This is a genomic window from Cryobacterium sp. TMT2-42-4, assembly GCF_004402645.1.
Lineage (GTDB): Bacteria > Actinomycetota > Actinomycetes > Actinomycetales > Microbacteriaceae > Cryobacterium > Cryobacterium sandaracinum.
Genome location: NZ_SOFT01000016.1, coordinates 72663 through 95413, shown reverse-complemented (window position 1 = coordinate 95413; position 22751 = coordinate 72663). Strand labels below are relative to the sequence as shown.

Annotated in this window: 23 protein-coding genes and 1 tRNA gene; 11 read left to right on the top strand and 13 right to left on the bottom strand. The window is 65.1% G+C overall.

Features of this window, described 5'->3' with window-relative positions:
* Window positions 1–303 precede the first annotated feature (303 nt).
* Window positions 304–1722: a HEPN domain-containing protein gene (locus E3O18_RS05060; RefSeq protein ID WP_134417644.1), complete on the top strand. Its 1419-nt coding sequence runs from the start codon at window positions 304–306 to the stop codon at window positions 1720–1722.
* Between the two features lie 89 nt (window positions 1723–1811).
* On the opposite strand, the gene E3O18_RS16745 is transcribed toward E3O18_RS05060, so the two are convergent.
* Window positions 1812–1937 (bottom strand): hypothetical protein, encoded by a 126-nt coding sequence (locus E3O18_RS16745; protein ID WP_277870883.1) that lies wholly within the window; start codon window positions 1935–1937, stop codon window positions 1812–1814.
* 155 nt (window positions 1938–2092) lie between these two features.
* Between E3O18_RS16745 and E3O18_RS05055 the strand changes: the two genes are divergently transcribed.
* Window positions 2093–3352 carry an ATP-binding protein gene (locus E3O18_RS05055; protein ID WP_134417643.1) on the top strand — a complete coding sequence of 420 codons (1260 nt, stop codon included), beginning with the start codon at window positions 2093–2095 and terminating at the stop codon, window positions 3350–3352.
* A gap of 235 nt (window positions 3353–3587) precedes the next feature.
* Here the strand turns inward: E3O18_RS05055 and E3O18_RS05050 are convergent, their stop codons facing one another.
* The 3 genes from E3O18_RS05050 to E3O18_RS05040 all read right to left on the bottom strand — a co-directional run bounded on the left by E3O18_RS05050 (window position 3588) and on the right by E3O18_RS05040 (window position 5695).
* Window positions 3588–4502, bottom strand: a complete 915-nt coding sequence (locus E3O18_RS05050; protein ID WP_134417642.1) for a hypothetical protein — start codon at window positions 4500–4502, stop codon at window positions 3588–3590.
* Window positions 4503–4575: 73 nt separating this feature from the next.
* The gene (locus tag E3O18_RS05045; RefSeq protein ID WP_134417641.1) at window positions 4576–4851 is read right to left on the bottom strand and encodes a hypothetical protein; all 276 of its coding nucleotides are present in this window, start codon (window positions 4849–4851) and stop codon (window positions 4576–4578) included.
* Between the two features lie 637 nt (window positions 4852–5488).
* Complete coding sequence (locus tag E3O18_RS05040) at window positions 5489–5695, bottom strand: hypothetical protein (RefSeq protein WP_241978121.1); 207 nt, start codon at window positions 5693–5695, stop codon at window positions 5489–5491.
* Between the two features lie 122 nt (window positions 5696–5817).
* Here E3O18_RS05040 and E3O18_RS05035 point away from each other — a divergent pair, with 122 nt between their 5' ends.
* Both E3O18_RS05035 and E3O18_RS05030 read left to right on the top strand, forming a co-directional pair.
* Window positions 5818–6453 (top strand): helix-turn-helix transcriptional regulator, encoded by a 636-nt coding sequence (locus E3O18_RS05035; RefSeq protein WP_134417639.1) that lies wholly within the window; start codon window positions 5818–5820, stop codon window positions 6451–6453.
* An 8-nt stretch (window positions 6454–6461) separates the two neighbouring features.
* Window positions 6462–7610, top strand: coding sequence for a tyrosine-type recombinase/integrase (locus tag E3O18_RS05030; RefSeq protein ID WP_134417638.1), 1149 nt, complete (start codon window positions 6462–6464; stop codon window positions 7608–7610).
* A 17-nt stretch (window positions 7611–7627) separates the two neighbouring features.
* Here the strand turns inward: E3O18_RS05030 and E3O18_RS05025 are convergent.
* Window positions 7628–7700 (bottom strand) — tRNA-Lys (locus E3O18_RS05025).
* Window positions 7701–7819: 119 nt separating this feature from the next.
* Here E3O18_RS05025 and E3O18_RS05020 point away from each other — a divergent pair.
* The 4 genes from E3O18_RS05020 (at window position 7820) to E3O18_RS05005 (ending at window position 11127) form a co-directional block, all read left to right on the top strand.
* Entirely contained in the window at window positions 7820–8449 is a 630-nt protein-coding gene (locus tag E3O18_RS05020) for a DNA-directed RNA polymerase subunit beta (RefSeq protein WP_134395052.1), read from the top strand.
* A 273-nt stretch (window positions 8450–8722) separates the two neighbouring features.
* Window positions 8723–9307: an ECF RNA polymerase sigma factor SigK gene (sigK, locus tag E3O18_RS05015; RefSeq protein WP_134395051.1), complete on the top strand. Its 585-nt coding sequence runs from the start codon at window positions 8723–8725 to the stop codon at window positions 9305–9307.
* Window positions 9304–10143, top strand: a complete 840-nt coding sequence (locus E3O18_RS05010; protein WP_134417637.1) for an anti-sigma factor — start codon at window positions 9304–9306, stop codon at window positions 10141–10143. Before sigK ends, E3O18_RS05010 begins: the two co-directional genes overlap by 4 nt.
* A gap of 81 nt (window positions 10144–10224) precedes the next feature.
* The gene (locus E3O18_RS05005; protein WP_241973366.1) at window positions 10225–11127 is read left to right on the top strand and encodes an aminodeoxychorismate lyase; all 903 of its coding nucleotides are present in this window, start codon (window positions 10225–10227) and stop codon (window positions 11125–11127) included.
* A gap of 116 nt (window positions 11128–11243) precedes the next feature.
* Here E3O18_RS05005 and pstB read toward each other — a convergent pair whose 3' ends face one another.
* From pstB to E3O18_RS04965, 8 genes are all read right to left on the bottom strand, one after another.
* Complete coding sequence (pstB, locus tag E3O18_RS05000; protein ID WP_134395049.1) at window positions 11244–12023, bottom strand: phosphate ABC transporter ATP-binding protein PstB; 780 nt, start codon at window positions 12021–12023, stop codon at window positions 11244–11246.
* Between the two features lie 41 nt (window positions 12024–12064).
* On the bottom strand, window positions 12065–13159 hold the full coding sequence (gene pstA, locus E3O18_RS04995) for a phosphate ABC transporter permease PstA (RefSeq protein WP_134395048.1): 1095 nt from the start codon (window positions 13157–13159) through the stop codon (window positions 12065–12067).
* Window positions 13159–14103, bottom strand: coding sequence for a phosphate ABC transporter permease subunit PstC (pstC, locus tag E3O18_RS04990; RefSeq protein WP_134395047.1), 945 nt, complete (start codon window positions 14101–14103; stop codon window positions 13159–13161). The genes pstA and pstC overlap by 1 nt, the downstream gene beginning before the upstream one ends.
* A gap of 144 nt (window positions 14104–14247) precedes the next feature.
* Window positions 14248–15327, bottom strand: a complete 1080-nt coding sequence (gene pstS / locus E3O18_RS04985; RefSeq protein WP_134395046.1) for a phosphate ABC transporter substrate-binding protein PstS — start codon at window positions 15325–15327, stop codon at window positions 14248–14250.
* 185 nt (window positions 15328–15512) lie between these two features.
* A complete protein-coding gene (locus E3O18_RS04980) occupies window positions 15513–16451 on the bottom strand; it encodes an NUDIX domain-containing protein (protein WP_134417636.1) in 939 nt (312 codons plus the stop codon).
* On the bottom strand, window positions 16448–18622 hold the full coding sequence (locus E3O18_RS04975; RefSeq protein WP_134398034.1) for an RNA degradosome polyphosphate kinase: 2175 nt from the start codon (window positions 18620–18622) through the stop codon (window positions 16448–16450). Before E3O18_RS04975 ends, E3O18_RS04980 begins: the two co-directional genes overlap by 4 nt.
* 56 nt (window positions 18623–18678) lie before the next feature.
* Window positions 18679–19623 (bottom strand): mycothiol synthase, encoded by a 945-nt coding sequence (gene mshD, locus E3O18_RS04970; RefSeq protein WP_241976631.1) that lies wholly within the window; start codon window positions 19621–19623, stop codon window positions 18679–18681.
* On the bottom strand, window positions 19598–20290 hold the full coding sequence (locus tag E3O18_RS04965; protein WP_134395042.1) for a response regulator transcription factor: 693 nt from the start codon (window positions 20288–20290) through the stop codon (window positions 19598–19600). The genes mshD and E3O18_RS04965 overlap by 26 nt, the downstream gene beginning before the upstream one ends.
* 74 nt (window positions 20291–20364) lie before the next feature.
* Here E3O18_RS04965 and E3O18_RS04960 point away from each other — a divergent pair, with 74 nt between their 5' ends.
* From E3O18_RS04960 to E3O18_RS04950, 3 genes are all read left to right on the top strand, one after another.
* Window positions 20365–20628, top strand: coding sequence for a hypothetical protein (locus E3O18_RS04960; RefSeq protein ID WP_134395041.1), 264 nt, complete (start codon window positions 20365–20367; stop codon window positions 20626–20628).
* 206 nt (window positions 20629–20834) lie between these two features.
* Window positions 20835–21449: an FABP family protein gene (locus tag E3O18_RS04955; protein WP_134395040.1), complete on the top strand. Its 615-nt coding sequence runs from the start codon at window positions 20835–20837 to the stop codon at window positions 21447–21449.
* A 65-nt stretch (window positions 21450–21514) separates the two neighbouring features.
* Window positions 21515–22702, top strand: a complete 1188-nt coding sequence (locus E3O18_RS04950; RefSeq protein WP_134395039.1) for a folate-binding protein YgfZ — start codon at window positions 21515–21517, stop codon at window positions 22700–22702.
* The last annotated feature ends 49 nt before the right edge of the window (window positions 22703–22751 follow it).

The following is a 22751-nucleotide window of genomic DNA, read 5'->3' as shown; positions in this document are numbered from 1 at the left end:
CCCTCGGTCAAGGACAAGGTCATCCGCGCTCGCACCGGCGCTGTAGGAGCAGGCCATGGACGAGGAGACCTCCCACGGCCCAACTAGCTACCCCTTATCCCCTTCGAGCCCATCCATCTTCGCTTGCGCAATCGGGCGAAATGTATCGCGTGCAGCATGGCTCTCCTTCCAGCGCGTCAGCAATCCCGACCGAAGGCTGCGGCCAACGCCTCACACCTGGCTTCGCTCGTGGCCAATGCTCTTATCTCTACTCGAACCCGGCTCCAACTCGGCACTCTGAACGGAGCCTCCTACGATGAGTGTGTGACTAAGCCGATCAACGCCGATTTTTCCAAGTACGTGCTGGCCGCAGTTCATGGGGTCAAGCGGCTGATCCTTGACCCCGATCTGAAGCTCGGCTACGTGTCACGGCGGCACATTCCACCGTTTAAAGTGAATGCGTATGGCTGGCCCTCCGTGTCGACGAGCCAGCTTGGGTCTTCCCCCGAAGGCCCGATGAACTGGGACTCGCTCTTCGGTACCAATAAAGGCGTGGGGACCGCCAAGTTCGAGCCGGCGGACGTCCCCGAACTCGAGGCGGCAATTGAATACGTTATGCAAGATGCGGACTTACGAGCCAAGATCACCGGATTCGGGGTATCCCCGGACGACAAAGCGGGCGCCTGGACGTTGGTGGCGCTCGATGTCATTCGAGTCGTCACAGCTATCGCGGAGCGTTCCGAAGCAACGGGCGAGGAAGTCCTCGACGTTTACATCGAACATGAGCGTGCCCTGCTATCGCCTCGGCTAACTGCCGACGTGCTGGTCCCGATAACTCTGGTTCGACTCGAACTCAACGAACCGCTGCAACTCGGGGATGACGTCTGGATTGAACCGCTAGACGAATCGACTCAACAGGCAAGAGCTGTCGAGATCAATAGCGAGGTCAATGCGTTTCTCGTCTCGGCCGCAACGCATGCGGTCGTCCTCCGAAACCGTGAATTCGACAATTCACGGGGGCCGCTCTACCGACGTATTCTGCTCGAATTGCAGCCCCAGTTTGGGGACGAAATCGAGGAGGCTTTTCAAGCGCTTGAGATTGCGTCCGATCAACGCGTGGGATATGTGCAGGTCGTCCTTCGTCCACAGGACTGGGCTGATAGTTGGCTGGCCGACTTGCCACCTATTGAAAGCGTCAGCATGATGTCACGACTTCCCACAGAGTTGGCTGACCATGGATGGAACAAGGAGCAGAAACAAATCGATGCTGCCAAACTGGCCGAATTGCCCCGAATTTTTGCCAGCCTGCGCGCGACTCATTCGAGGGGGAAGCTAGCGGCACGGCGGCTATTCCAATCATCGCTCCGATCGATCAATGAAGATGCGCTACTCGATGCCTGTATAGGTATCGAGGCGCTGCTAGGCGAGGAGCACGACGAACTGGTGCACCGGATGGGGCTGCGAGCATCCGTGGCGCTGGTGCCGCAGGGTATGAAGGCTGGATTGGCATACGAACTTCTGAAGAAGGTCTATGGCCACAGGTCAAAGATCGTCCACGGCACTGAGCCCAAGAACCCGACCATCAACGTGGGAGGAAATGACTATTCGGCGAAGTGGGTGGCCGTATGGCTGCTGCGGCGTCTGCTTCAATCACATCTTTCGGAGACGCCCTCTTGGACCCCAGCAGACCTAGACAAGACCCTATTCGGCACCATCGACGGGCAGCTCAGCCGGCCAGAATAGCCTTCGGCGGATCAACGCTCGACGCGAAGCGGATCTGATTTCCACGTCCTATGGAGAGGTGGGGATCGTCGGGAAAGCAACCGAATGTCTCACAGTCCAGCTAGCAATGCCGACATGGCCGTGCTGCGCAGGCGGCCGGTGCGCCATCGTCCGAGGTGCCGGTCATCGAGTCGACGGCTGCGCTTGTCCTCAACAACCGCAACGAACTCAGCCATCAGCTTCGCCTCAGCGTCCGAAATGCGGGGAAACAGCAGCGGCAGAAGCGCGACGCTTAATTCCTCAGAGCCGGGGCTGATCGCGCATTGAAATCGAACCGGGCCGGACTGGGAATGGTCATCCCTGGGAGTGGACCCACCTGAGATGATTGCTCATGCTGTTCACTGCGCTGCACCGCCTCCTCGGCTTGGCCCCCGGCCCCCTCAATGACGAGATGATTGACGCCGCCGTGGCAGCCCAGCTCTCAGAAACCGATGATCTGGACTGGAAGGGCAAGCTGATCCCCGTCAAAGACCTCCCATTGAGTGACTTCCCCAAGGATGTTGCGGCAATGGCCAACCGGGGCGGTGGCCTGCTCGTTTACGGAGTCAAGGAGACCGAGAAGCGCGCCACACAACGGGTCCATGTTGGCGCTTTCGATGAGCGGTACGAGGCTGCGCTGCTGAGCGCTGCAGTCACCGCGATTAGTCCGCCGGTGTTCAATGTCCGCGCGCATTGGGTGGGCGAAACCGGTAACCAAGTGGTGGCGGTGGTGATCCCTGCGACCTCCGATGTGCCCCACCTGATCTACCGAGGTGAGTACTTCGGTGCACCCATCCGAAATGACGCCATGACGGTCTGGATGAAGGAGCGCCAAGTGGAGGCGCTCTACCGAGCGCGGTTCGATGACCGCCGCCACTCGACCATGGCCCTAGACAACCTGTACGACGAGGCAGCCACCAACTGGACTACGCCGCAGCGTGCGTGGCTCATCGCTGTGGCCCATCCTCAGCTGCCATTTACCGCTTTTCAGCGGCCCGACCGGCACCAGGCGCGCGAGATGTTTCAAGAGGCGATTGAGAACACCTTGGTGTACTCGGGCAGCGGCGGCGTTCATCCGCTGGAGTCGGTCGAGTGGGAGAACCCGCGCCCCGGCCTGCGGCGATGGGTGGCCCCAAACAACGCGTTGTCAGATTCGCGCAAGTGGCGCCAATCCTGGGCTGCCGTCCACCATGACGGCTCGGTGACCCTTGGTACTGGGATCGGCGGACAGCGCACGAGCAGCGGGCGCGTACTAGAGGAACACCAGATCGACTCGATGTCCATTGAGGTTGCACTCTCGGATTTTATGGGGTTGGTGAGGGCGGCGAGCAAAAGGCTGGGGCTCGCCGAGTATGACGTGCGTGTCGGTATCCGCTGGATCGGCTCTACGCCGCTCAGCATCCAGACTGTGGACGGCATGGGGTTCGTGTTCAATGACAACTCCACCCCGTTGGCGCAGTACACGCCCGTGGAGCGCACAGTGGTGGCTGACGCGGCCCCGGAGGAATTCTTCTGGCAGGTGCATGACCTTGCGGAGGATTGCATCAACCAGGGCGGGGTCACCGAGGTGCGGAAGATCCGCCCACCTGCGCCCAAGGACTCCGAGGGCTAGGTCATCCGTCACTCGATGGTCACCGAATTCGGGTTGAACTCCCTCTTGCGGGTCTTCCCCCGCGGGCGCGCGGCGCAACCACTGTCATGCGGCGCAACAGTATTTGAGCGGTTGGCTGAACAAGCCGCCCTTGCGAAAACGAAGAGCGCGCGCACCCGCCCTCAGCGCCGTGCGTTGGGAGAGTCGCGTTTCTCCGCGCGCACTCAGTTTTTGCTCAGCACCGAGACGTTCGTTCTCAAAGCACTCGATCAGGGAGCTCTTCGTCTGCGATGCGCCGGCACAGGTCGCATGGGTCTGGGTACTCCGCGTGCAAAGGGCACATGCCGGTGATCTCATGTTGTCGGGGTGGCATCGCGCCCCGCCGTTGATTCAGGCTCCCGTCCATCTCGGCCGCCATCATTGTGCGCTGGGCCTTCGATTGCCTGTCTCCAGAGTCGGAACGTGTGTAGGCGATCTGGTCTTCGTCTTCCCACCGACGATCGCGAAGCCAGCCGCCGGGGAGCTTCGTGAGCGCCTTGTCCTGCTCGATGTTGAGCAGCTTGTATGCCCGTGCACCAGCGAGCAGCGTGGCTAGGTCAGTATCCTTCCTTGCAACTCTGAACGCCTTGAACGCTTCGGCTTTGGACTGCTTTCGCCAGCAGATTTCCCACCAGTCAGCAAATTCCGATTCGAGAGCATTCAAGTGTTCGGCAGGAGGCAGCAGATGAACTGCTTCGTTAGAAGCACTGGTCGGGTTGGGCCGGGACGGGGGCAAGGTTACGGGGGCATGACTAACCGGGTTGGCAACCGGGGGTGTAACCGGGTTACTCGGTCGGTTACGTGATCGCCATGTCGAGGACTTTTCCGCGTCTTTCTGGCGACGTCTGAGAACAACCTCACGCAGCGGCTGCTCTGGAGCCCACTCGACAAACTGCCAACCGTCCTCCACCACCATCCAGTAATCAGCCTTGACCAGCCAGGCGGCATCATCTGGCGTTCCTGTCAGCTCATCGAGCATGTGTTCGGGAATGTGGCCATCCGTGAGCTCTTTGGCGCTCCACGAACCAGCCAACGCCCACAGGCCCAGCGCCGCCCGCCTGTGTGCACGTGGGATTCGCGTTGTCTGGACTTTCGACGAAAGACCGTCGTCGACCTTGAACCAGGGGGCCATTAGCGAACATCGCCCCCAGACGTCTGTTCAGGGCGCTCAGCGGCCGACCGCCCTACTGTCACGGGCATTCCATTCACCCTGCACGTTCCGCTTCCTTCGCCGCCGCGATGAGCCGCAGGGCGAGCGCGCGTGCCTCGTTGGGGAACAGAGGGAATTCGGAGCTGGGAGCTCGAAAACTAATCATCTTCGTTCCAGTCACGTCGAAGAGCTCGACCGTGATTACGATAAGCCCACCGGCGAATCGAGCTTCTACAGCGGGCATCAGCGCACAGCCTCGTGCGTTGTCGTCGGCCTGAAGCATCTTGCGGGGGATCGGCCCGATGAACTCGATCTCGAGAGCCTCGGCCATCCTTCGAGAGCATTCAAGGGAGTGCTCGAAGCGATATACCCCTCCTGAATCAGCGCCGCCGTTCTGACGCCCTTGCCGCAGATAAGCATGTCTGCCGGGAGCCGGCCGCACCTGTCGATCTGGATGGGGGCCGTAACCTTCCGGTCATCGAACGTGGCGTTGAGTAGGGGTTCGGGGTGCCCGGCGCTCGCTGCCTTCGCCGTGGCTACCGGCCCGGCTTCATCCTGGCAGTCCAGGCCCAGCGCTTCGAGGGCCTTCCCCGGATCGATGCACTCAACGTCGGAGTTGGTGGAAAATTCGAAGGTCCGCTGCGCGCTCTCGATCGCGGTGGTAGCGGCTACGCTGATGTTGGATTTCATTGGTTCCCGGTCCTTGGTCCTGAGCTAGCGGGTTGGCCCGAACTGGTAGGCCTCGGCGCTGTTTCAGCAGCGTCAGGGCCGTTTCCTTCGCAGCTCTGGGGTGCGTCGCGAATCGCGACCATATCCGTCATCGATGCTCCATGAATTTCGCACCGCGGTGAAGGCGCGATGAACTTCTTAACGATGGGCAGGGGTCGCGCCCTCGCTGCCTCGGAGTCAGAGACAGAGACGCGCTGCTCGGCGATCTTTTCGTGCAACAGCGGGCGTCCTGTTGCCATTCAGACAATCAGCTCCGGCCGATTCGTGCTTGTACGGGCTGATGCCTCGATCCAGGCGATCACCTCAGACCGCTTGTAGCGCACGGTTCGCGCCGTGGGCTTGTAGAAGCGGGGTCCGTCTCCTCGGTAGCGTAGCTGCGCAAGGGCAGCGACCGAGAGGCCGGCGATATCGCTCGCGGTGTCGGGATCGATGAAATCAGTGTCCACGGAGTCTCCTTGGTCCAAATTCAACGCAAAATAAAGGGTATTTGCGCTCTGCGCGCACCATAGCATGATGTTCTCTCAAGTTGTGTTCTATATTTTTCTTAGGATCGCGATAAGGTGTTGAAATGACACAAGGATTTGTTCAGGACTCGCTGGGGGGCCGGATAGCCGCCTTCCGCAAAGCGCGGGGCTTCAGCTCGACGAACCAGCTAGCGGCCGCGATTGGTGAGGGCAAGATGTCGGGAGCCGTTTTGAGGAACATCGAGTCAGGCAGGAAGGGCGATTTGAGTGTGAGCCAGCTGCTGAACATCGCTTGGGCGCTCGAGGTCTCGCCGCTTCTGCTGCTGGCCCCCCTCGGCCGTCCGGCGGATCGCTTGGACCTGCCCAACCTGGTTTCTTCGCTCGAGCAAACCAGAGTTGCCCAGTTCGATGAGTGGGTGTCGATGCACTCACAAAATCGGACCGGGTACGCCACGCCTCAGCAGTACATCAGCCATTTAATAGTTGAAGCCATTCGGCGACTTGCGACACAGGTTCAACAACGCGAGGCGACAGCGAGCGAACTTCGAACCCTCCATCGGATCGAAGTTCTCGTCCCAAAGAATGCAGAACCGGAACGCGTCGAGGAGCTCACTGACTTGTGGTCTCGGCAGGCGGCCGCCGTGGACAAGCTTAGAGCGCACCTACTCGAAGCATTCGGAGTCGAAACAGAGTGGGCGTCCGTCGAGATGGCGCAAGCCAGGTTCGACCCTGAGACATAGGAGTCAGCATGGGTTCGATCGCATCGTATGAAACGTCAGCAGGGAAGCGCTACAGGGTGCGTTACCGGAAGCCTGACCATGGCCAGACGGATAAGCGGGGCTTCAAAACCAAGAAGGAGGCGCAGCTCTTCCTTGCCTCGATCGAGGTTTCGAAGGCCCGAGGAGACTTCATTGAAGCGAGTCGAGCGCGGGTCACTGTGGGCGAATGGGGCGAGCAATGGCTCGCAGCACAAGTGCAACTCAAACCTTCGACCAAACTCGGCTATCAAAGCATCATGCGCGGAAAGATCATCCCGCGATGGGGACGTGTGCCGCTGGGCGAGGTCACGCATTCGGGGTTGCAAGCCTGGATCTCGGAACAGGTGAAGCTTGTCGCTCCCCGAACGGTTCAGTACTACCACCGGGTGTTCTCCATGATGCTGAAGTACGCGGTGAGGGATAGGCGCATCTCGAGAAACGTCGCGGAAGGTATCCGTCTCCCGCGGATTGTCCCGCGCAAGCACGGTTACCTGACGCATGCTCAGCTGCACGAGCTTGCTGCGTACAGCGGAACTGATCGTGATCTCGTGTTGTTCTTCGGCTACACCGGCCTCAGGTGGGGTGAAGTCGCCGCGGTGAGGGTCCGTGATCTCGATATGCTCCGACGGCGCGTGAGCGTCGAGCAGGCGGTCGTAGAGATCGGATCGGCACTGATCTACGGGACTCCCAAGAATCACACTCTACGGAGCGTCCCCTTTCCCGCGTTTCTAGCTGAAGATCTCGCAGTCAGATGCCAGGGGAAGGCTCCCGACGATCTAGTGTTCACTGCGCCAGCAGGCGGACCTCTGAGAAACAGGAATTGGAGTCGCCGAACATTCAGCCCCGCCATAAAAAAGCTTATGGCTGCACACGCGTCTCTTCCCCGACTGACGCCTCATGACCTGCGTCACACGGCCGCAAGCCTAGCGATTTCCGCAGGAGCGAACGTGAAAGCCGTCCAGCGGATGCTCGGGCATAAGTCGGCTGCAATGACGCTCGACGTCTATAGCGACTTGTTCGACGATGATCTGGACGCGGTTGGAGACGCTTTGAGTGCCGCCGGCGATCCCTCAGTTGTGGGCACGCCGTGGGCAGCGCAAGTTGAGACCACCGCTAAAGTGACCGCATTCCCCGCGTAAACACTGGGATACAAGGGTGGGCCCCGTCGGGCTCGAACCGACGACCCAAGGATTAAAAGTCCTTTGCTCTACCAACTGAGCTAGAGGCCCGCGGTTAATAATGTACAGGGGATTCCGGATCCGTTTTTCTCGGTACCGTGGGAGAGGGTTTTCTGCAGACGAGACGGATGTGCCCACAGCGAACACGAAACCGAGCCCAGGAGGATGCCATGGCCGAGAATTTCCACAAGCCGACCCAGTTCTCCGGCAGCAAATTCGAGTCCTTCCAGGGGGGCGAAGACCCGGCAATGATCAGCCGGGTGGCGCATGAAACCGCGCACGCGCTTCTGGCCCGCGTGCGCAGCGACCCTGACCCCGACATCGTCGAGCGGCTCGTGACCTACACCGACGAGAACGGCGTCGACGCGGTGGCCGAACTCTGGTCGCGGGCAACGCCGCGCAGCCTGCCCGGGGCACTCTGGCGGATCTACCTGGTGCGGTTGCTCATCCGCCAGGATCCCGAGGGCACGGCGTTCCTCTACCAGCGCGGAACCGAGGTCACCGTGGCGATCGACCCGGTCGTCGCCGGGGCGGCAGTGCCCACGGGCACGGCGGAGATCATCGTCCTGGCCGACCAGATCTTGCGGGGGATCTTCACCGGGGATTTCGCCGTGGCACTCGACCGCGCAGCGGCGTTCTGCCGCGTCGTCTCCGTCGGCTGCACCAGCGTCGCGGACGACCTGGAGACGACCGAACCGCTCCGGTCCACCGAACTGACCACCCGCGCCCTCCGGTTCTCCACCACCGCCCAGGAGTTCGGCTCCTGCGCCCGGCTCTGGCGCAGTGACTCGCTGGACTGACCCGTCCGACTGATCGGTCCACCTGACCCGTGTGGACTGATCGGCCGCGAGCCGTCCCGCCGGGTGCGCGAACCGCATCCGAGTCGTTTACACTGGTCTCTGGTCGGGCCGCAGTAACCCCGGGCTCCAATATTCGCCGCTGTGAGCGGCCTCGCGCCGAGAGGCGTTCTGCGGTCCGGCCTTCACTCTCCCTCCGCCTGTTGTGACACACCAATCCGATTCGGGCTCCGCGTCGAACCATGGACGTGGACAAGACCTGAGATGCTTGTTCTCATGAGTGCTGAATTCAACGTCAACCGGGAGGGGACTGTTCCTGTCTCCCATGAGGAATTGATGGGCCGGGTGGCGCAGGGAGACGAAGGAGCATTTGGAGAGCTGTATGACCGGATGGCCGCGCGTGTTCTTGGTCTCGTTCGACGTCTGCTGGTTGATCCCTCGCAGTCGGAGGAAGTGACGCAGGAGATCTTCCTGGAGATCTGGCAGACGGCGACGAGGTACGAGGCCCAGCGCGGCGGGGCGTCGACCTGGATCCTGACCATGGCGCACCGCCGGGCGATCGACCGGATTCGGTCGTCGCAGGCCAGCCGCGACCGGGATATCAAAATCGGCATCCGGGATCTTGCGGTTGCCTACGACGAGGTGTCCGAAACGGTCGGAGTACGAATCGAGCACGAAAGGGTGGAAAAAGCGATGTCCAGATTGACGGAACTGCAACGCCAGGCGATCAGCCTCGCCTACTACGGCGGCCTCAGCCAGAGTGAAGTCGCCGAGCGGTTGCAGATCCCACTCGGAACTGTGAAAACGAGGCTGCGCGACGGCATGATCCGCCTGCGCGACGAGTTGGGAGTGGCGTCATGAGTGACAACAACCGGAATGACGACCCCCGCAACGCCGCCGCGCAGAACCCGGGCGAGCTCGCCGGCGCCTACGCCCTCCACGCCCTGGGCGCGGAAGAGGCCGCCGTCTACGAGGAGCACCTCAAGGCATCCGAGCCGGCCCGCATCGAGGCGGCCGAGCTGAGTGACACCGCGGTGGCGCTGGGCCTTGCCGCCGCCCCCGTGCAACCCTCGGCCGGACTCAGGGCCTCCCTGATGGCTAAACTCGCCGCCACGCCGCAGCTCGCGCCCCGGCCGGCCGGTCAGACGGCACCGGCCACCCCCGCACCGCGCGTACCCGCGCCGATCCAGGGCGCCACTGCAGCGGGCAGCGCCACCGAGCGCGCCCGCCTGCGCTGGTTCCAGCGACCCGTCGGCGTTCTCGCGGCGGCCGCCGCGGCCGTCGCCCTCTTCGCGGGCGGCACCTTCGTCGGCCAATCCCTGGAGTCCGACCAATTCGAACAGGACCAGGCGGCCGGTCTCGTGCAAATCACGGCGGCCGCTGACATCCAGCGCGCGTCGGCGACCACCGCCGACGGTCAGGAAGCCACCCTGGTCTGGTCCGAAGAGAGCGGACTCTCAGCGCTCCTGGTCGACGACCTGCCTGACTTGCCGTCCGACCGGGACTACCAGCTCTGGTACATCGGCGGCTCAGGCGCGGTTCCCGCCGGAATCTTCGACTCGTCCGGCACCGGCACCGTCTGGCGCGTGCTCGACGGCAGCCTCACCGCCGGCGACACGATCGGCGTCACGGTCGAGCCGAAGGGCGGCTCCGAGCAGCCCACCAGCGACCCGATCCTCGCCATCCAGAGCTCCTGAGTTGCTCGAGCTGAGTCGATCCCGACCCCGATCCTGACCTGTTCCTGACCTGTTCCTGACCCGATCCTCTATGCTCGTCAAATGACTGTTCGGCGAATGACGCTGCCCTTCACCCTGCTCCTCGACCCGGTTCCCGCCGACGCGCCGCAGACGGAATTCGACGACACGTTCCACGAGGTGGACTCGGACTCCCCGGCGTTGCGGGTGGGGGAGTTGAGCGCCCAGCGGGGCGACGGCGTCTTCGAGACCCTTGGCGTGGTCGGCGGCCACCCGCAGGCGGTCGGCCCACACCTTGCCCGGCTGGGCACCTCGGCCGCGACCTGTGAGCTGCCCGAGCCGAACACGGCCCAGTGGCGGGCCGCGATCGCGCACGTGGTCGACCGCGTCCCGCACGAGGGTGAAGTCGTGCTCAAACTCGTCTACAGCCGCGGTGTCGACTCCGGCCCGGCACCCACGGCCTGGCTTCACGCGACACCTGCGCCCGACTTCGCCGTCATCCGCGAGGACGGCATCCGGGCGGTCACCCTGGACCGCGGCTACCCGCACGGCGTCGCAGAGCAGGCGCCCTGGCTCCTGATGGGCGCGAAGACGCTCAGCTATGCGGTCAATATGGCCGCCCTCAGGGAGGCCCGCCGCCGCGGCGCCGACGACGCGATCTTCCTCACCCACGACGGCTTCGTGCTCGAGGGGCCCACCTCGACCGTGATGCTCTGCAGGGGCGACGTCTACGTCTCTCCCCTGCCGAGCGGAGCAATCCTGCACGGCACCACCCAACAGAGCGCGTTCGAGCATCTTCGGGCCGCAGGGGAGCGCACGGAATACCGCGACGTGAGCGTCGACGAGCTACGGTCGGCGGATTCCGTGTGGCTGCTCTCCAGCCTGCGCCTGGCCGTGCACGTGACCGAACTCGATGGCAGACCGATGCCCGTTGACTCCGAGCGCACCCGCACCCTCAACGCCGCCCTGCTGGCCCGCACCGTCTGACGCACCAGCCGCAGCCCGTCGCCCGGCAGCCCGCGTGCTAACCAATCTCCGTCGAATTCGTTCGGGGCACGGAGCCAGGGCGCAGTGCTGTTCGCGCGCAAGGCACGGAACCGGGCCTAGCCGAAGCGGCCGGAGACGTAGTCCTCGGTGGCCTGCTCGCTCGGGTTGGAGAAGATCGTGGTCGTGTCGTCGTACTCGATCAGCTTGCCGGGCTTGCCGGTGCCGGCGATGTTGAAGAATCCGGTGCGGTCGGAGACCCGGGATGCCTGCTGCATATTGTGAGTGACGATCACAATCGTGTAGTCGGCCTTCATCTCCTCGATCAGGTCCTCGATCGCCAGCGTCGAGATCGGGTCGAGGGCCGAGCACGGCTCGTCCATCAGGATGACGTCGGGCTGCACCGCGATCGCGCGTGCGATGCAGAGGCGCTGTTGCTGCCCTCCGGAGAGGCTCGAGCCGGGCTTGTCGAGGCGGTCCTTGACCTCTTTCCAGAGGTTCGCGCCCTGCAGCGACTTCTCGATCAGATCGTCGGCGTCGGACTTGGCCATCCGGCGGTTGTTGAGTTTCACGCCGGCCAGCACGTTGTCGCCGATCGACATGGTCGGGAATGGGTTCGGGCGCTGGAACACCATGCCCACCTGGCGGCGCACGAGCACCGGGTCGACGCCCGGGCCATAGAGGTTGTTGCCGTCGATGAGTACATCGCCCGTGACGTAGGCCCCGGGGATGACCTCGTGCATGCGGTTCAGCGTGCGCAGGAACGTGGACTTGCCGCATCCGCTGGGGCCGATCAGGGCCGTCACGGTACGAGGCTCGATCACCAACGACACGTCTTCGACAGCGAGAAACTTGCTGTAGTAGACGTTGAGGTCGTTGACTTCAATGCGCTTGGACATGCATTCCTTTGGATCAGACGGCCGAGGCCGGGAGGTGGAGCCTAGCGGCCGAGCTTGGGGGAGAAGATTTTGGCGATGACGCGCGCGCCCAGGTTCAATAGCATCACGATCAAGATGAGCGTCAGAGCGCCGGCCCAGGCACGGTCGAGGTAGGACTGAGTGTCTGCGCCCTGGTTGGCGTACTGGGTGTAGACGAACACGGGCAGGGTCATCATGCGCTCGTTGAACAGGTCGTAGTTCATGCTGGCCGTGAACCCGGAGATGATCAGCAGCGGCGCCGTCTCACCGATCACGCGGGAGATCGAGATCATGATCCCGGTCACGATCCCGGCGAGGGATGTCGGCAGCACGACCTTGACGATGGTCAGCCATTTCGGCACACCGAGCGCGTATGCCGCCTCGCGCAGCTCGTTGGGAACAAGCTTCAGCATTTCCTCGCTCGAACGAACGACGACGGGGATCATCAACACTGTGAGGGCGATGGCGCCGCCGAATCCGAAACGGATGCCGGGGTCGTTGAACAGGAGAGAGAACAGGGCGAACGCGAAGAGTCCCGCGACGATCGACGGGATGCCGGTCATGACGTCGACGAAGAACGTGATCGCCCGCGCGAGCCGGCCTCGGCCGTACTCGGTGAGGTAGATCGCTGCGAGGAGGCCGATCGGCACCGAAATGAGCGTGGCCACACCGGTGATCAGCAGCGTGCCGATGACGGCGTGCAAGGCTCCGCCGCCCTCGCCCACGACGTTGCGCTGGGATTGCGTGAAAAAGCTCGGGGTGAGGAACGCCGGCAGTCCGTTGACCAGGGTGGTTATGACGAGCGAGAAGAGCGGCAGCAGGGCGACCACGAAGGCCACGGTCACGAGGGCGGTGACCAGGCGGTCCTTGGCCTTGCGCACGCCCTCGACAAAGTACGAGAGCAGGTAGATGGCGACGCAGTAGACGGCGGTGCCGAAGAAGAGCGTTCCGACGACGTTGAATCCCTCGGCGGCGCCGGAGAGCATCACCACGAAGAAAAACGCGCCTGTGACCAGCCAGCTGGCCAGGAGCACTGCCAGAGAGGTGTGCCGAGGAAGCTTGCCCGCGGTGAGGGAGTTCGTCAGGGGCGCGGCCGTGTTCGTGGTCGTCAGGCTCATCAGTTCGCTCCGGAGAATGCCTTGCGGCGGTTGATGATGACGCGGGCGATCATGTTCACCACGAGCGTGATGACGAAGAGAATGAGGCCCGTCGCGAGCAGAATGTTGACGCCGACCCCGTGGGCCTCCGGAAAGTTGAGGGCGATGTTCGCGGCGATTGTGGTGGGGTTCTGCGAGGTCAGAAGCTGGAAGATGACGTCCCGGCTCGGTGAGAGCACCATGGCGACGGCCATGGTTTCACCCAGGGCCCGGCCGAGGCCGAGCATCGAGGCGGAGATGATCCCGGCGCGGCCGAAGGGCAGCACGGCCATGGTGATCATTTCCCAGCGAGTTGCGCCGAGGGCCAGTGAGGCCTCCTCGTACAGCACGGGGGTCTGCAGGAAGATCTCCCGGGACAGCGCCGTGATGATCGGCAAGACCATGACGGCCAGCACGATGGCGACCGTGAGCGTCGTGCGCCCGGTGCCGGAAACCGGGCCGGCAAAGAGGGGGATCCAGCCGAACCACTCGACCAGGTTCGTGTAGAACGGCTGCACGAGCGGAGCGAGCACGCCGATGCCCCACAGCCCGAAGACGACGGAGGGCACGGCGGCGAGAAGGTCGATCAGGTAGCCCAGGCCCTGCGCGAGCTTGCGGGGGGCATAGTGCGAGATGAAGAGCGCGATGCCGATGGCGACGGGCACGGCCATGATCAGCGCGAGGAACGCCGACCAGAGTGTGCCGAACGCGAGCGGCCAGACATACGACCAGAAGTTGCTGGTGTCACCCTTGAACTCCTCCGGGTCGGCGAGAAAGGCCGGCAGGCTCTGCACGACCAGGAAGGCCGCGACGGCAGCGAGAATCGCCAGGATGAGGCTGCCGGCCACAATCGTGCTCGTGGAGAAGATGCGGTCGCCGGGGCGTTCCTTGGCCTTGAGCGAGGGTCGCTCTACTGCGGTCGTCATGCCGGGTATCTCCCTGGGAGGGTTGGGGCGAAAGCTGAGAAAGAGAGGTTCGGGTCACAGGCCACGAACCCCAGTCTGCCCGACCCGGAGCTCGCAAGCCATGCGAGTCCCGGATCGGGCAGCTGAGGAACGGTAAAGCAGGTGCTACTTGATGGTCTCGAGAACCGCTGCGACCTTGTCCTGAAGTTCGGTCGTCATCGGTGCCGCGCCGGCGGATGCTTCCGCTTCGGCCTGGCCCTCGGCGCTGGCCATGTAGCCGACGTAGGCCTTGACGAGCTCAGCCTGGGCGGGGTCGGCGTACTCGGTGCAAACGATCGCGTAGCTGACCAGGACCAGCGGGTACTCGGCCGGGTTGTCGGTCATGCGGTTGAGGTCGAACGCGAGGTCGTTGGCTTCGCGGCCCTCGACGAGAGGCGAACCGTCGACGACGGCGGCGGCGGCTTCGGCGCTGTACGCGACGAACTCGTCACCGACCTTAAGCTTGGCGACCCCGAGGTCTCCGGCGCGCGACGCGTCGGCGTAGCCGATCGTGCCCACGCCGTTGGTGACGGCGTCGACGACACCCGAGGTGCCCTGCGCACCCTCACCGGTCTGGAACGGGAAGGTATCGGAAGCCTTCTCGGTCCATACGTCCGGGGCATTCTGGCCGAGGTAGTCCGCGAAGTTCTTCGTGGTGCCCGAGTCGTCCGAGCGGTGCACGGCGGTGATCGCGGTCGACGGGAGCGAGACGCCCTCGTTCAGTGCGACCAGGGCCGGGTCGTTCCAAGTGGTGATGGCGCCGGAGAAGATCTTGGCCAGCGTGTCGGCGTCGACGTTGAGGTCGTCGACCCCATCGACGTTGAAGATCACGGCGATGGGCGAGATGTAGACGGGAAGGTCGACCGCGGTGGTGTCCGCTGCGCAGGAACCGAAGGTTCCGGCGAGCTCGTCGTCGCTCAGGTAGGAGTCGGAGCCTGCGAAGTCGGAACCACCGGCGATGAACGCCTCGCGACCTGCGCCGGAACCGGACGGGTCGTAGTTGATGGTGACGTCCGGGTTCGAGGTCTGGAACGCTGAGATCCAGGCTTCCTGGGCTGAGCCCTGGGAGGACGCGCCGCCGGCGTTGATCGTGCCGGTGAGGGCGCTGGCGGAGTCGGACTCCGGTGCGGCGCCTTCGTTCGCGGCGCAGGAAGACAGTGCCAGTGCGGCGACGACGGCGATGACCGCGGGTCGGCCAAAACGCATGAAATTCACAGATATCCCTTTCGAGGGTTGACTTCATAACAAGTGACTGCTGGTTCGAGGCCGGTGCTGGCCTCACCGTGACCATATTCCGCCTGGTTAACGACACCCCTGCGAAAAGGTTAACGGAAGGTGAACGCGGCGGGGCAGGCCGAAAGAAGCAGCGGGGCATGCACCGAATACCGTGGTCAGAGGGCCGGCGAGTGTGTTTCGATCGCGACGATTCCCGCGCTCGGATTGTCGGCGGAGAGGTGCACCACCGAGAACGACCCGGTGTCGAGGGCCGCCGCGTCGGAGATGTACGCACCGTGGGTGGTGCCGGTGGCCAGCGCGATCTCGTGCAGGATCTCGGGGAGAACCGGCCCGTGGCTGCAGATCACGGCAGTCTTCCGCGACCGCACCCGCTTGCCGATGCCGGAACGGACATCCGCCAGGCCCTGCTCGAACGCGTCCTGGCTGTAGCGTTCGGTGCGCTTGATCTGGATGCCGGTGGCCGCCGCGAGCGGGGCCACGGTGGTCACGCAGCGGGTCGCCGTGCTCGACACGATCCGCAGGGGCTGCCAGGCGGTGATCGTGGGCACGATGGCGGCGGCCTGCTTGACGCCGCGCTCGGTCAGCGGCCGGCTGCAGTCGGGGCCGTCCCAGCTGCCGGGCTGCACGGCCTTGCCGTGGCGGAGCGCGATCAGGGCGAAGGTGCGGGTGACACCGGTGTCGACGAGCTTGGCGAACGCGTCGATGATCTCCACGTCGGGCGTGTAACTGAGGTAGGTGCGGGCCTTCTTGATGGTGACCCACTCGATCGCCGCGACCTCGCCGTTGGGCACGAAGGTCGAGTGCTGGATGGCCTCGGGCGTGATTTCCGCGGCCCAGTAGTGCACGATCTTCAAGCGGCCGTTGAGCAGCGAGTAGGCGGATATGCCCAGTGGCACGCCGAGGGCCACGGCGAGGCCGGTCTCCTCTCCGATCTCGCGCACGGCCGTCTGCGGCAGGGTCTCGCCTGGGTCGACCTTCCCTTTGGGAATGGTCACGTCGCCGTACACGGTGCGATGGATCAGGAGAACGTGGATCTTGCTGTCGATCAGGCGCCAGCAGACGGCGCCCGCAGCGTAGATGGCAGGGTCGCTCATCGGCGCCCCGTCGGGCGCTTGCGGAGGGAGATTTGTTGCATGAGCCTGTTCTGCATGTCGTCGAGCGGATGGCCGGAGCCGTCCAGGTGGTGGCGCGTCCATTCGCCCGAGCTGTCCAGCCACCACGATGAGGTGCGGTCGTCCATGGCCCGGGTGAAGAGGGCGTCGATTTCGGTCAGGTGGTCAGGGTCGACGAGGCGCACCAGCGCCTCGACCCGGCGGTCGAGGTTGCGGTGCATCATGTCGGCGCTGCCGATGTAGACCTGCGGGTCACCGTTGGTGTGGAACGAGAAGATCCGGGAGTGCTCCAGGTATCGCCCGAGAATCGAGCGCACCTTGATGGTCTCGCTCATCCCGGGGACCCCGGGCTTCAGGCTGCAGATGCCGCGCACCCAGATCTCGATCGGCACGCGCGCCTGGCTGGCCCGGTACAGGGCGTCGATGATGGCCTCGTCGACCATGGAGTTCACCTTGATCCGGATGCCCGACGGCTTGCCGGCCTGGGCGGCCGCGGTTTCCGTCGCGATACTCTTGAGCAGGGCGCGGCGCAGGTGCAGCGGCGCCACCAGCAGGCGCTTGAACTTCTTCTCGATCGCGTAGCCGGAGAGTTCGTTGAACAGGCGGGTGAGGTCCTTGCCCACCTGCGGGTCCGCGGTCAGGAGCCCGAGGTCTTCGTAGAGGCGGCTGGTTTTGGGGTTGTAGTTGCCGGTGCCGATGTGGCTGTAGTGGCGCAAAACGCCGTCTTCGTTCCGCACCACGAGCGCGAGTTTGCAGTGCGTCTTCAGGCCCACGAGGCCGTAGACCACGTGCACGCCGGCCTTCTCGAGCTTGCGGGCCCAGGTGATGTTGGCCTGTTCGTCGAAGCGGGCCTTGATCTCCACCAGGGCGAGTACCTGCTTACCCGACTCGGCGGCTGCGATCAGCGCCTCGACGATGGGGCTGTCACCCGAGGTACGGTACAGGGTCTGCTTGATGGCGAGCACGTCCGGGTCGGCCGCGGCCTGCTCGAGGAACGCCTGCACGCTGGTCGCGAACGATTCGTACGGGTGATGCAGCAGGATGTCCCGGCGCGAGATGGCGCTGAAGATGTCCGGTTCCGCGTTCGGTTCCGGGGCGAGCAGCTGAACGGCCGTCGTCGGCACGTGCTTCACGTAGCGAAGGTCCGGGCGGTCGATCCGCAGGTCGAACAGGCCGCCCAGGTCGAGCGGGGCCGGCAGGCGATACACCTCCTGGTCGGTGACGTCCAGCTCGCGCACGAGCAGGCCGAGGGTGACCTCGTCCATGTCTTCGGTGATCTCGAGACGGATGGGCGGGCCGAACCGGCGGCGCAGCAGCTCCTTCTCGAGGGCCTTGATCAGATTCTCGGTCTCGTCCTCTTCGATCTCGACGTCTTCGTTGCGGGTGACCCGGAAGACGTGATGCTCGAGGATGTCCATGCCCGGGAACAGGTCCCCGAGATGGTTCGCGATCAGGTCCTCGAGCGTGATGAAGCGCACGCTGTCTGCCTTCTCGCGGCGGTCCACGCGCACGAAGCGGGGGAGCATGGTGGGCACCTTGAGCCGGGCGAACTCCTGCTTGCCGGTTTTGGAGTTGCGCACCCGGACCGCGAGGTTCAGCGAGAGACCGGAGATGTAGGGGAATGGATGCACCGGGTCGACCGCGAGGGGCATCAGCACCGGGAAGATCTGGTTCGAGAAGTAGTCGCGCAGGGAACGGCGGTCGGCGTCGTCCAGGGTGTCCCAGTTGACGATGTCGATCCCGGCTTCGGCGAGGGCCGGGCTGACGAGGTCCTGGAAGGCGTGCGCGTGCCGCGCCTGCAGAACGTGGGCCGTGGTGGAAATGTCGGAGAGGGCGTCCTGCGGGGCGCGCCCGATGTTGGTCGGCACGGCCAGCCCGGTGAGGATGCGGCGCTTCAGGCCGGCGACCCGCACCATGAAGAATTCGTCGAGGTTGCTGGCGAAAATGGCCAGGAAGTTCGCCCGTTCCAGAGCCGGGAGATCGGGGTCCTCCGCGAGCTCGAGCACCCGCTGGTTGAAGGCCAGCCAGCTCAGTTCCCGGTCGAGGTAGCGCTCGGTGGGGAGCGCCGGATCGTTCACGCCGATCAGGGGATCGAAATCATCGTCAAAGTCGCTGCCCAGGCCCGAGTCGGTCTGGATGTTGTCGCCGTCCATTCAACCATCTTGACACTGCAGACCGCGCGAATGCGACGATCTTGGATGAACACTGGTCAACGCGGGCTCCGACGGTACTGCACATCGATCGTTCGCTCGGTAAACCCGAGCGAACGATACAGGGCCACCGCGGCGGCGCTGTCGGCCTCCACATACAGGTCCGCGGTACGGCACCCGCGCTCGCGGAGGCGATCGAGCCCGGCCAGCATGAGACGGCGGCCGACGCCGCGGCCGGCGGCATCCGGGTGCACGCCGACGACGTAGATCTCACCCACCGGGGAGCCTGACTCGACCTTCAACCAGTTGTAGCCGATCATCCGACCGGTACCGGTGCCGGTGCCGGTGCCGGTGCCGAAGCCGGTGTCGCGGGCCACCAGGAAATCACCGGCCGAGAACCACGGTTCGGCACAGCGGGCGGCCAGATCGCTCGCGGTCAGAGACCCCTGCTCCGGGTGCGCGGCGAACACCAGCGCGTTCAGCGCCACCCACTCCGCGTCGTCCGGTCCGGGCCGGAACGCGTCGATCCGGATGGCGGCACGGATGCCGGTGCGGTCAGGGACCCCGGGCTCGGCCGGCGCGCTGCCGGCTGACTCCGCCGTCAGGTCCAGCCGCAGCTGCAGCAGGGTGCGCTCGGCCGTGAAAGCGAACCGGTCGGCGAGCGCCCGGGCAGCGGGGTGGTCTCCGTGCGACCAGATCGTCAGCTCCCCGGGCGCGGCGGCCAGGATTTCGGCCAGGGCGGCCGCGCCGTGCCCGTGCCGGCGTCGGGCCGGGTCGACGACGAGGTCGAGTTCGCCGGCGCCGAGGATGCCCGCACCCACGACGACGTTCCCGTCCTTCTCCACGACCAGGAACGGGGCGCGGTGCCCCGCGGCCACGTCGAAAAGGGACTGTTCGTTGAACGGCGCGTAGCCGTCGCCCTGGGTGGCGGCGGCGCTGACGCGGTGGAACTCGGCCGCAAAGGCGGCATCCGTCAGATCAGGCGAAAACCGGATGAATGCCACGGGTACCGTCCTGCTCCTGCACATTCAAGCGGTAGCCCACGTTGCGCACGGTGCCGATCAGGGATTCCTGGTCGCCGAGCTTGGCCCGCAGCCGTCGCACGTGCACGTCCACCGTGCGGGTGCCGCCGAAGTAGTCGTAGCCCCAGACCTCGCTGAGGAGCTGTTCCCGGGTGAAGACCCGCGACGGATGCGCGGTCAGAAAGCGCAGGAGCTCGAATTCCTTGTAGGTGAGGTCCAGCGGCCGGCCGTGCACCTTGGCGGAATAGCTGGCCTCGTCGATGATGACCCCGGCGGCGCGGATGGTGGCGGATTCCTCCGCGCGGGGCACGCGCCCGACGGCGAGACGGATGCGCGCATCCACCTCGGCCGGCCCGGCCGTCTCGAGGATGACGTCGTCGACGCCCCAGTCCGGGCTCACCGCGGCCAGGCCGCCCTCCGTGATCACGAGCAGCAGCGGAACGGAGTTTCCCGTGGTACGCAGAATCTGGCAGAGCGACTTGGCCGCCATCAGATTGGAACGGGCATCGACGAGCATGAGGTCGGCGTCGGGCGCCGTCACGAGCTGGTCCGGCTGGGCGGGGATGGTGCGCGCGCCGTGTGACAGCAGGGCGAGGGCGGGAAGAACGTCACTGTTGACCGCCGAGGTCAGGATCAACAACTGGGCCACACTCACCCTCCAAGGATTGTGCGCTCAATCCTAGCGTGCCGCGGAAAGGGTCCCGGGCAGGGCAGAATGAGAGGGTGAGCTGGCAGTGGAAGAGCGTCGTCGTGGTGTATTTGTTCGCGCTCGCGTGCGCTGTGCTGACCGGATGGCTGTCTCTGCCCGGCCAACATCTGATCTGGATCAGCCTCTCCTTCGCCGGCTGCACGATCGGAACCCTGAGCGTACAGCTCGCGACCGGACGCAAAGAAGGCTACGTGGACCGGGTGACGACCAGCCTCGTCGGGGCCGTGGCCGTGCTCGCCGCCGCCACCGGAATCTTCGCTCTCGCCGGGGTCCTCTGACTCTGATCTGCGTCAGCCCGTGCTCATGTGGTTCTGCTGAGGCGTGCCGAGGGGTTATCGCGCGCGAGCGGGCTAGAATAAGGGACATGTCTATCCTCGCTATCGAAATCTTCTTCCTGGGGCTGCTCGCGCTGGCGAGCCTGTCGATCGCCTGGGTGTCCGGCTTGGTTCTGTTCAAGCTGTACCGGGGGCAGCGGTAGCCCTCGATGTTTGAGCTGCCCCCTCAGCTCCCCTCCGAACTCGTGCCGCTGTCGTGGCTCCTCGGAGTGTGGGAAGGTTCGGGAGTCATCGACTACCAGATCGGCGAGGAGTCCGTCAGCCGGGAGTTCGGTCACCGGCTGAGCTTCAGCCACGACGGCCTGCCGCACCTGAATTACAGCTCCTACACCTGGCTCGAGCCCACGCCCGACTCCGACGGCGGTGAGTCGACGCCGCTGATGACGGAAACCGGGTACTGGCGGCTGAGCCGTGCCCAAGGGCTCGGCGATCCCGGTCCGGGTCTGCTGCCGGCCGTGGGTGAGCATCCGTTCGTCACCGCAGCGGCGGTCGAAACCCTCCGCAACGCCGACAACGGCTTCGATATCGACGTGACCATCGTGCACCCCGGCGGAGTCGCGGAAATCTACCTCGGCCAGGTCAAGGGTCCGCGCATCGATTTAGCGACGGATGCCGTGATGCGCACCCAGGGTGCCAAACCCTACTCGGCGGCGACGAGGCTCTATGGTCTGGTCGACGGTCATCTGCTCTGGGCCTGGGACATGGCCGCCTTAGGTCAGAGCCTGCGCACCCACGCGTCCGGCCGCCTCAAGCGCGTCGAGTAAACGGGCATCCCTGCGCCTCACATCCGGGCGCCCCGGCGCCGAACCGTCCGTTGGAAAGAGTTCCCATGACCGATGCACCTGTGTCCCCTCTCCCGTCCTCGCCGCTCAGATCCCCGCTGCTCGAACTCGACGGCGCGGTGCAGGCCGAGGGCATCGACGCCGGCGTGGCCGCGCACTACGGCGGACCCCTCACGGAGCAGCGCCGGCTCCTCGCCGGCGGAGCCGTCGTCGACCTGTCCCACCACGGCGTGCTGAGCGTCGCCGGCCCGGACCGGTTGACCTGGCTGAACTCCATCTCCAGCCAGGAGCTGCGCCGCCTGGCGCCGGGGGAGTCCACCGAGACGCTCCTGCTCGACCCGAACGGCCACGTCGAATACGCCATGGCCGTCATCGACGACGGGGTGGAGACCTGGCTGCTGGTCGAGGCAGCCCAACTGCCCGGGCTGCACGCCTGGCTCGACACGATGCGCTTCACACTGCGGGTGCAGGTCGTCGACCACACTCTCGCCTACGCCGTGATCGGGTCGATGGGTGACCCGTCGGTGTTGCCGCTCACACCGGCCGCGCCGAACGGAGTGCCTCTGGTGTGGCACGACCCCTGGACCCAGGTCTCCGCGGGCGGATACCAGTACGCGCCTGGACCGGTGCACCCGGCCGCCGCGTGGCACTGGGCCGAGACCCTCGTCCCCCGCGCGTCCCTGCCGGCTCTGCGCGACGCCGTGCGGGACGGAGGGGTCGCCGCGGCCGGCCTCCTCGCCGTCGAGGCCCTCCGGATCGCGGCGTGGCGCCCGCGGCGGGCCACGGAGGTCGACGAGAAGAGCCTGCCGCACGAACTCGACTGGTTGCGCAGCGCCGTGCATCTGAACAAGGGCTGCTACCGCGGCCAGGAGACCGTGGCCAAGGTGCACAACCTCGGGCATCCGCCCCGCCGCCTGGTGCTGCTGCACCTGGACGGCTCCGACGCGGTGCTCCCCGTGCACGGGGACGAGGTGCAGGCCGTGAAGCAGCTGGCCGATGGAACCACCGAGCACCGCGGGATCGGCCGGATCACCTCCAGCGCCATCCATTACGAGCTGGGCCCGATCGCGCTCGCCACGGTGAAGCGCACCGTTCCCGCCACGGTCACCCTGTACGTGGCCTCCCAGGACATCCTCGTCGCGGCCGCACAGGAGGTGATCGTGCCTCAGTCGGCGGGCTCGGTGGCCGATATCCCGCGCCTGCCCCGGCTCGGCATCCGCACGCCCGGCCACTGACGCCCGGCCACTGACGCCGGCCACTGACCCGGGCCGGCGACCCAGCCCC

Excerpts from the sequence above, each read along its gene's own strand:
- E3O18_RS16745 (WP_277870883.1), bottom strand. The coding sequence starts at position 1,937 with ATGGCTGAGTTCGTTGCGGTTGTTGAGGACAAGCGCAGCCGTCGACTC.
- E3O18_RS05055 (WP_134417643.1), top strand. The coding sequence starts at position 2,093 with ATGCTGTTCACTGCGCTGCACCGCCTCCTCGGCTTGGCCCCCGGCCCC.
- E3O18_RS05050 (WP_134417642.1), bottom strand. The coding sequence starts at position 4,502 with ATGGCCCCCTGGTTCAAGGTCGACGACGGTCTTTCGTCGAAAGTCCAG.
- E3O18_RS05045 (WP_134417641.1), bottom strand. The coding sequence starts at position 4,851 with ATGGCCGAGGCTCTCGAGATCGAGTTCATCGGGCCGATCCCCCGCAAG.
- E3O18_RS05035 (WP_134417639.1), top strand. The coding sequence starts at position 5,818 with ATGACACAAGGATTTGTTCAGGACTCGCTGGGGGGCCGGATAGCCGCC.
- E3O18_RS05030 (WP_134417638.1), top strand. The coding sequence starts at position 6,462 with ATGGGTTCGATCGCATCGTATGAAACGTCAGCAGGGAAGCGCTACAGG.
- E3O18_RS05020 (WP_134395052.1), top strand. The coding sequence starts at position 7,820 with ATGGCCGAGAATTTCCACAAGCCGACCCAGTTCTCCGGCAGCAAATTC.
- sigK (WP_134395051.1), top strand. The coding sequence starts at position 8,723 with ATGAGTGCTGAATTCAACGTCAACCGGGAGGGGACTGTTCCTGTCTCC.
- E3O18_RS05010 (WP_134417637.1), top strand. The coding sequence starts at position 9,304 with ATGAGTGACAACAACCGGAATGACGACCCCCGCAACGCCGCCGCGCAG.
- E3O18_RS05005 (WP_241973366.1), top strand. The coding sequence starts at position 10,225 with ATGACTGTTCGGCGAATGACGCTGCCCTTCACCCTGCTCCTCGACCCG.
- pstB (WP_134395049.1), bottom strand. The coding sequence starts at position 12,023 with ATGTCCAAGCGCATTGAAGTCAACGACCTCAACGTCTACTACAGCAAG.
- pstA (WP_134395048.1), bottom strand. The coding sequence starts at position 13,159 with ATGAGCCTGACGACCACGAACACGGCCGCGCCCCTGACGAACTCCCTC.
- pstC (WP_134395047.1), bottom strand. The coding sequence starts at position 14,103 with ATGACGACCGCAGTAGAGCGACCCTCGCTCAAGGCCAAGGAACGCCCC.
- pstS (WP_134395046.1), bottom strand. The coding sequence starts at position 15,327 with ATGCGTTTTGGCCGACCCGCGGTCATCGCCGTCGTCGCCGCACTGGCA.
- E3O18_RS04980 (WP_134417636.1), bottom strand. The coding sequence starts at position 16,451 with ATGAGCGACCCTGCCATCTACGCTGCGGGCGCCGTCTGCTGGCGCCTG.
- E3O18_RS04975 (WP_134398034.1), bottom strand. The coding sequence starts at position 18,622 with ATGGACGGCGACAACATCCAGACCGACTCGGGCCTGGGCAGCGACTTT.
- E3O18_RS04955 (WP_134395040.1), top strand. The coding sequence starts at position 20,835 with ATGTTTGAGCTGCCCCCTCAGCTCCCCTCCGAACTCGTGCCGCTGTCG.
- E3O18_RS04950 (WP_134395039.1), top strand. The coding sequence starts at position 21,515 with ATGACCGATGCACCTGTGTCCCCTCTCCCGTCCTCGCCGCTCAGATCC.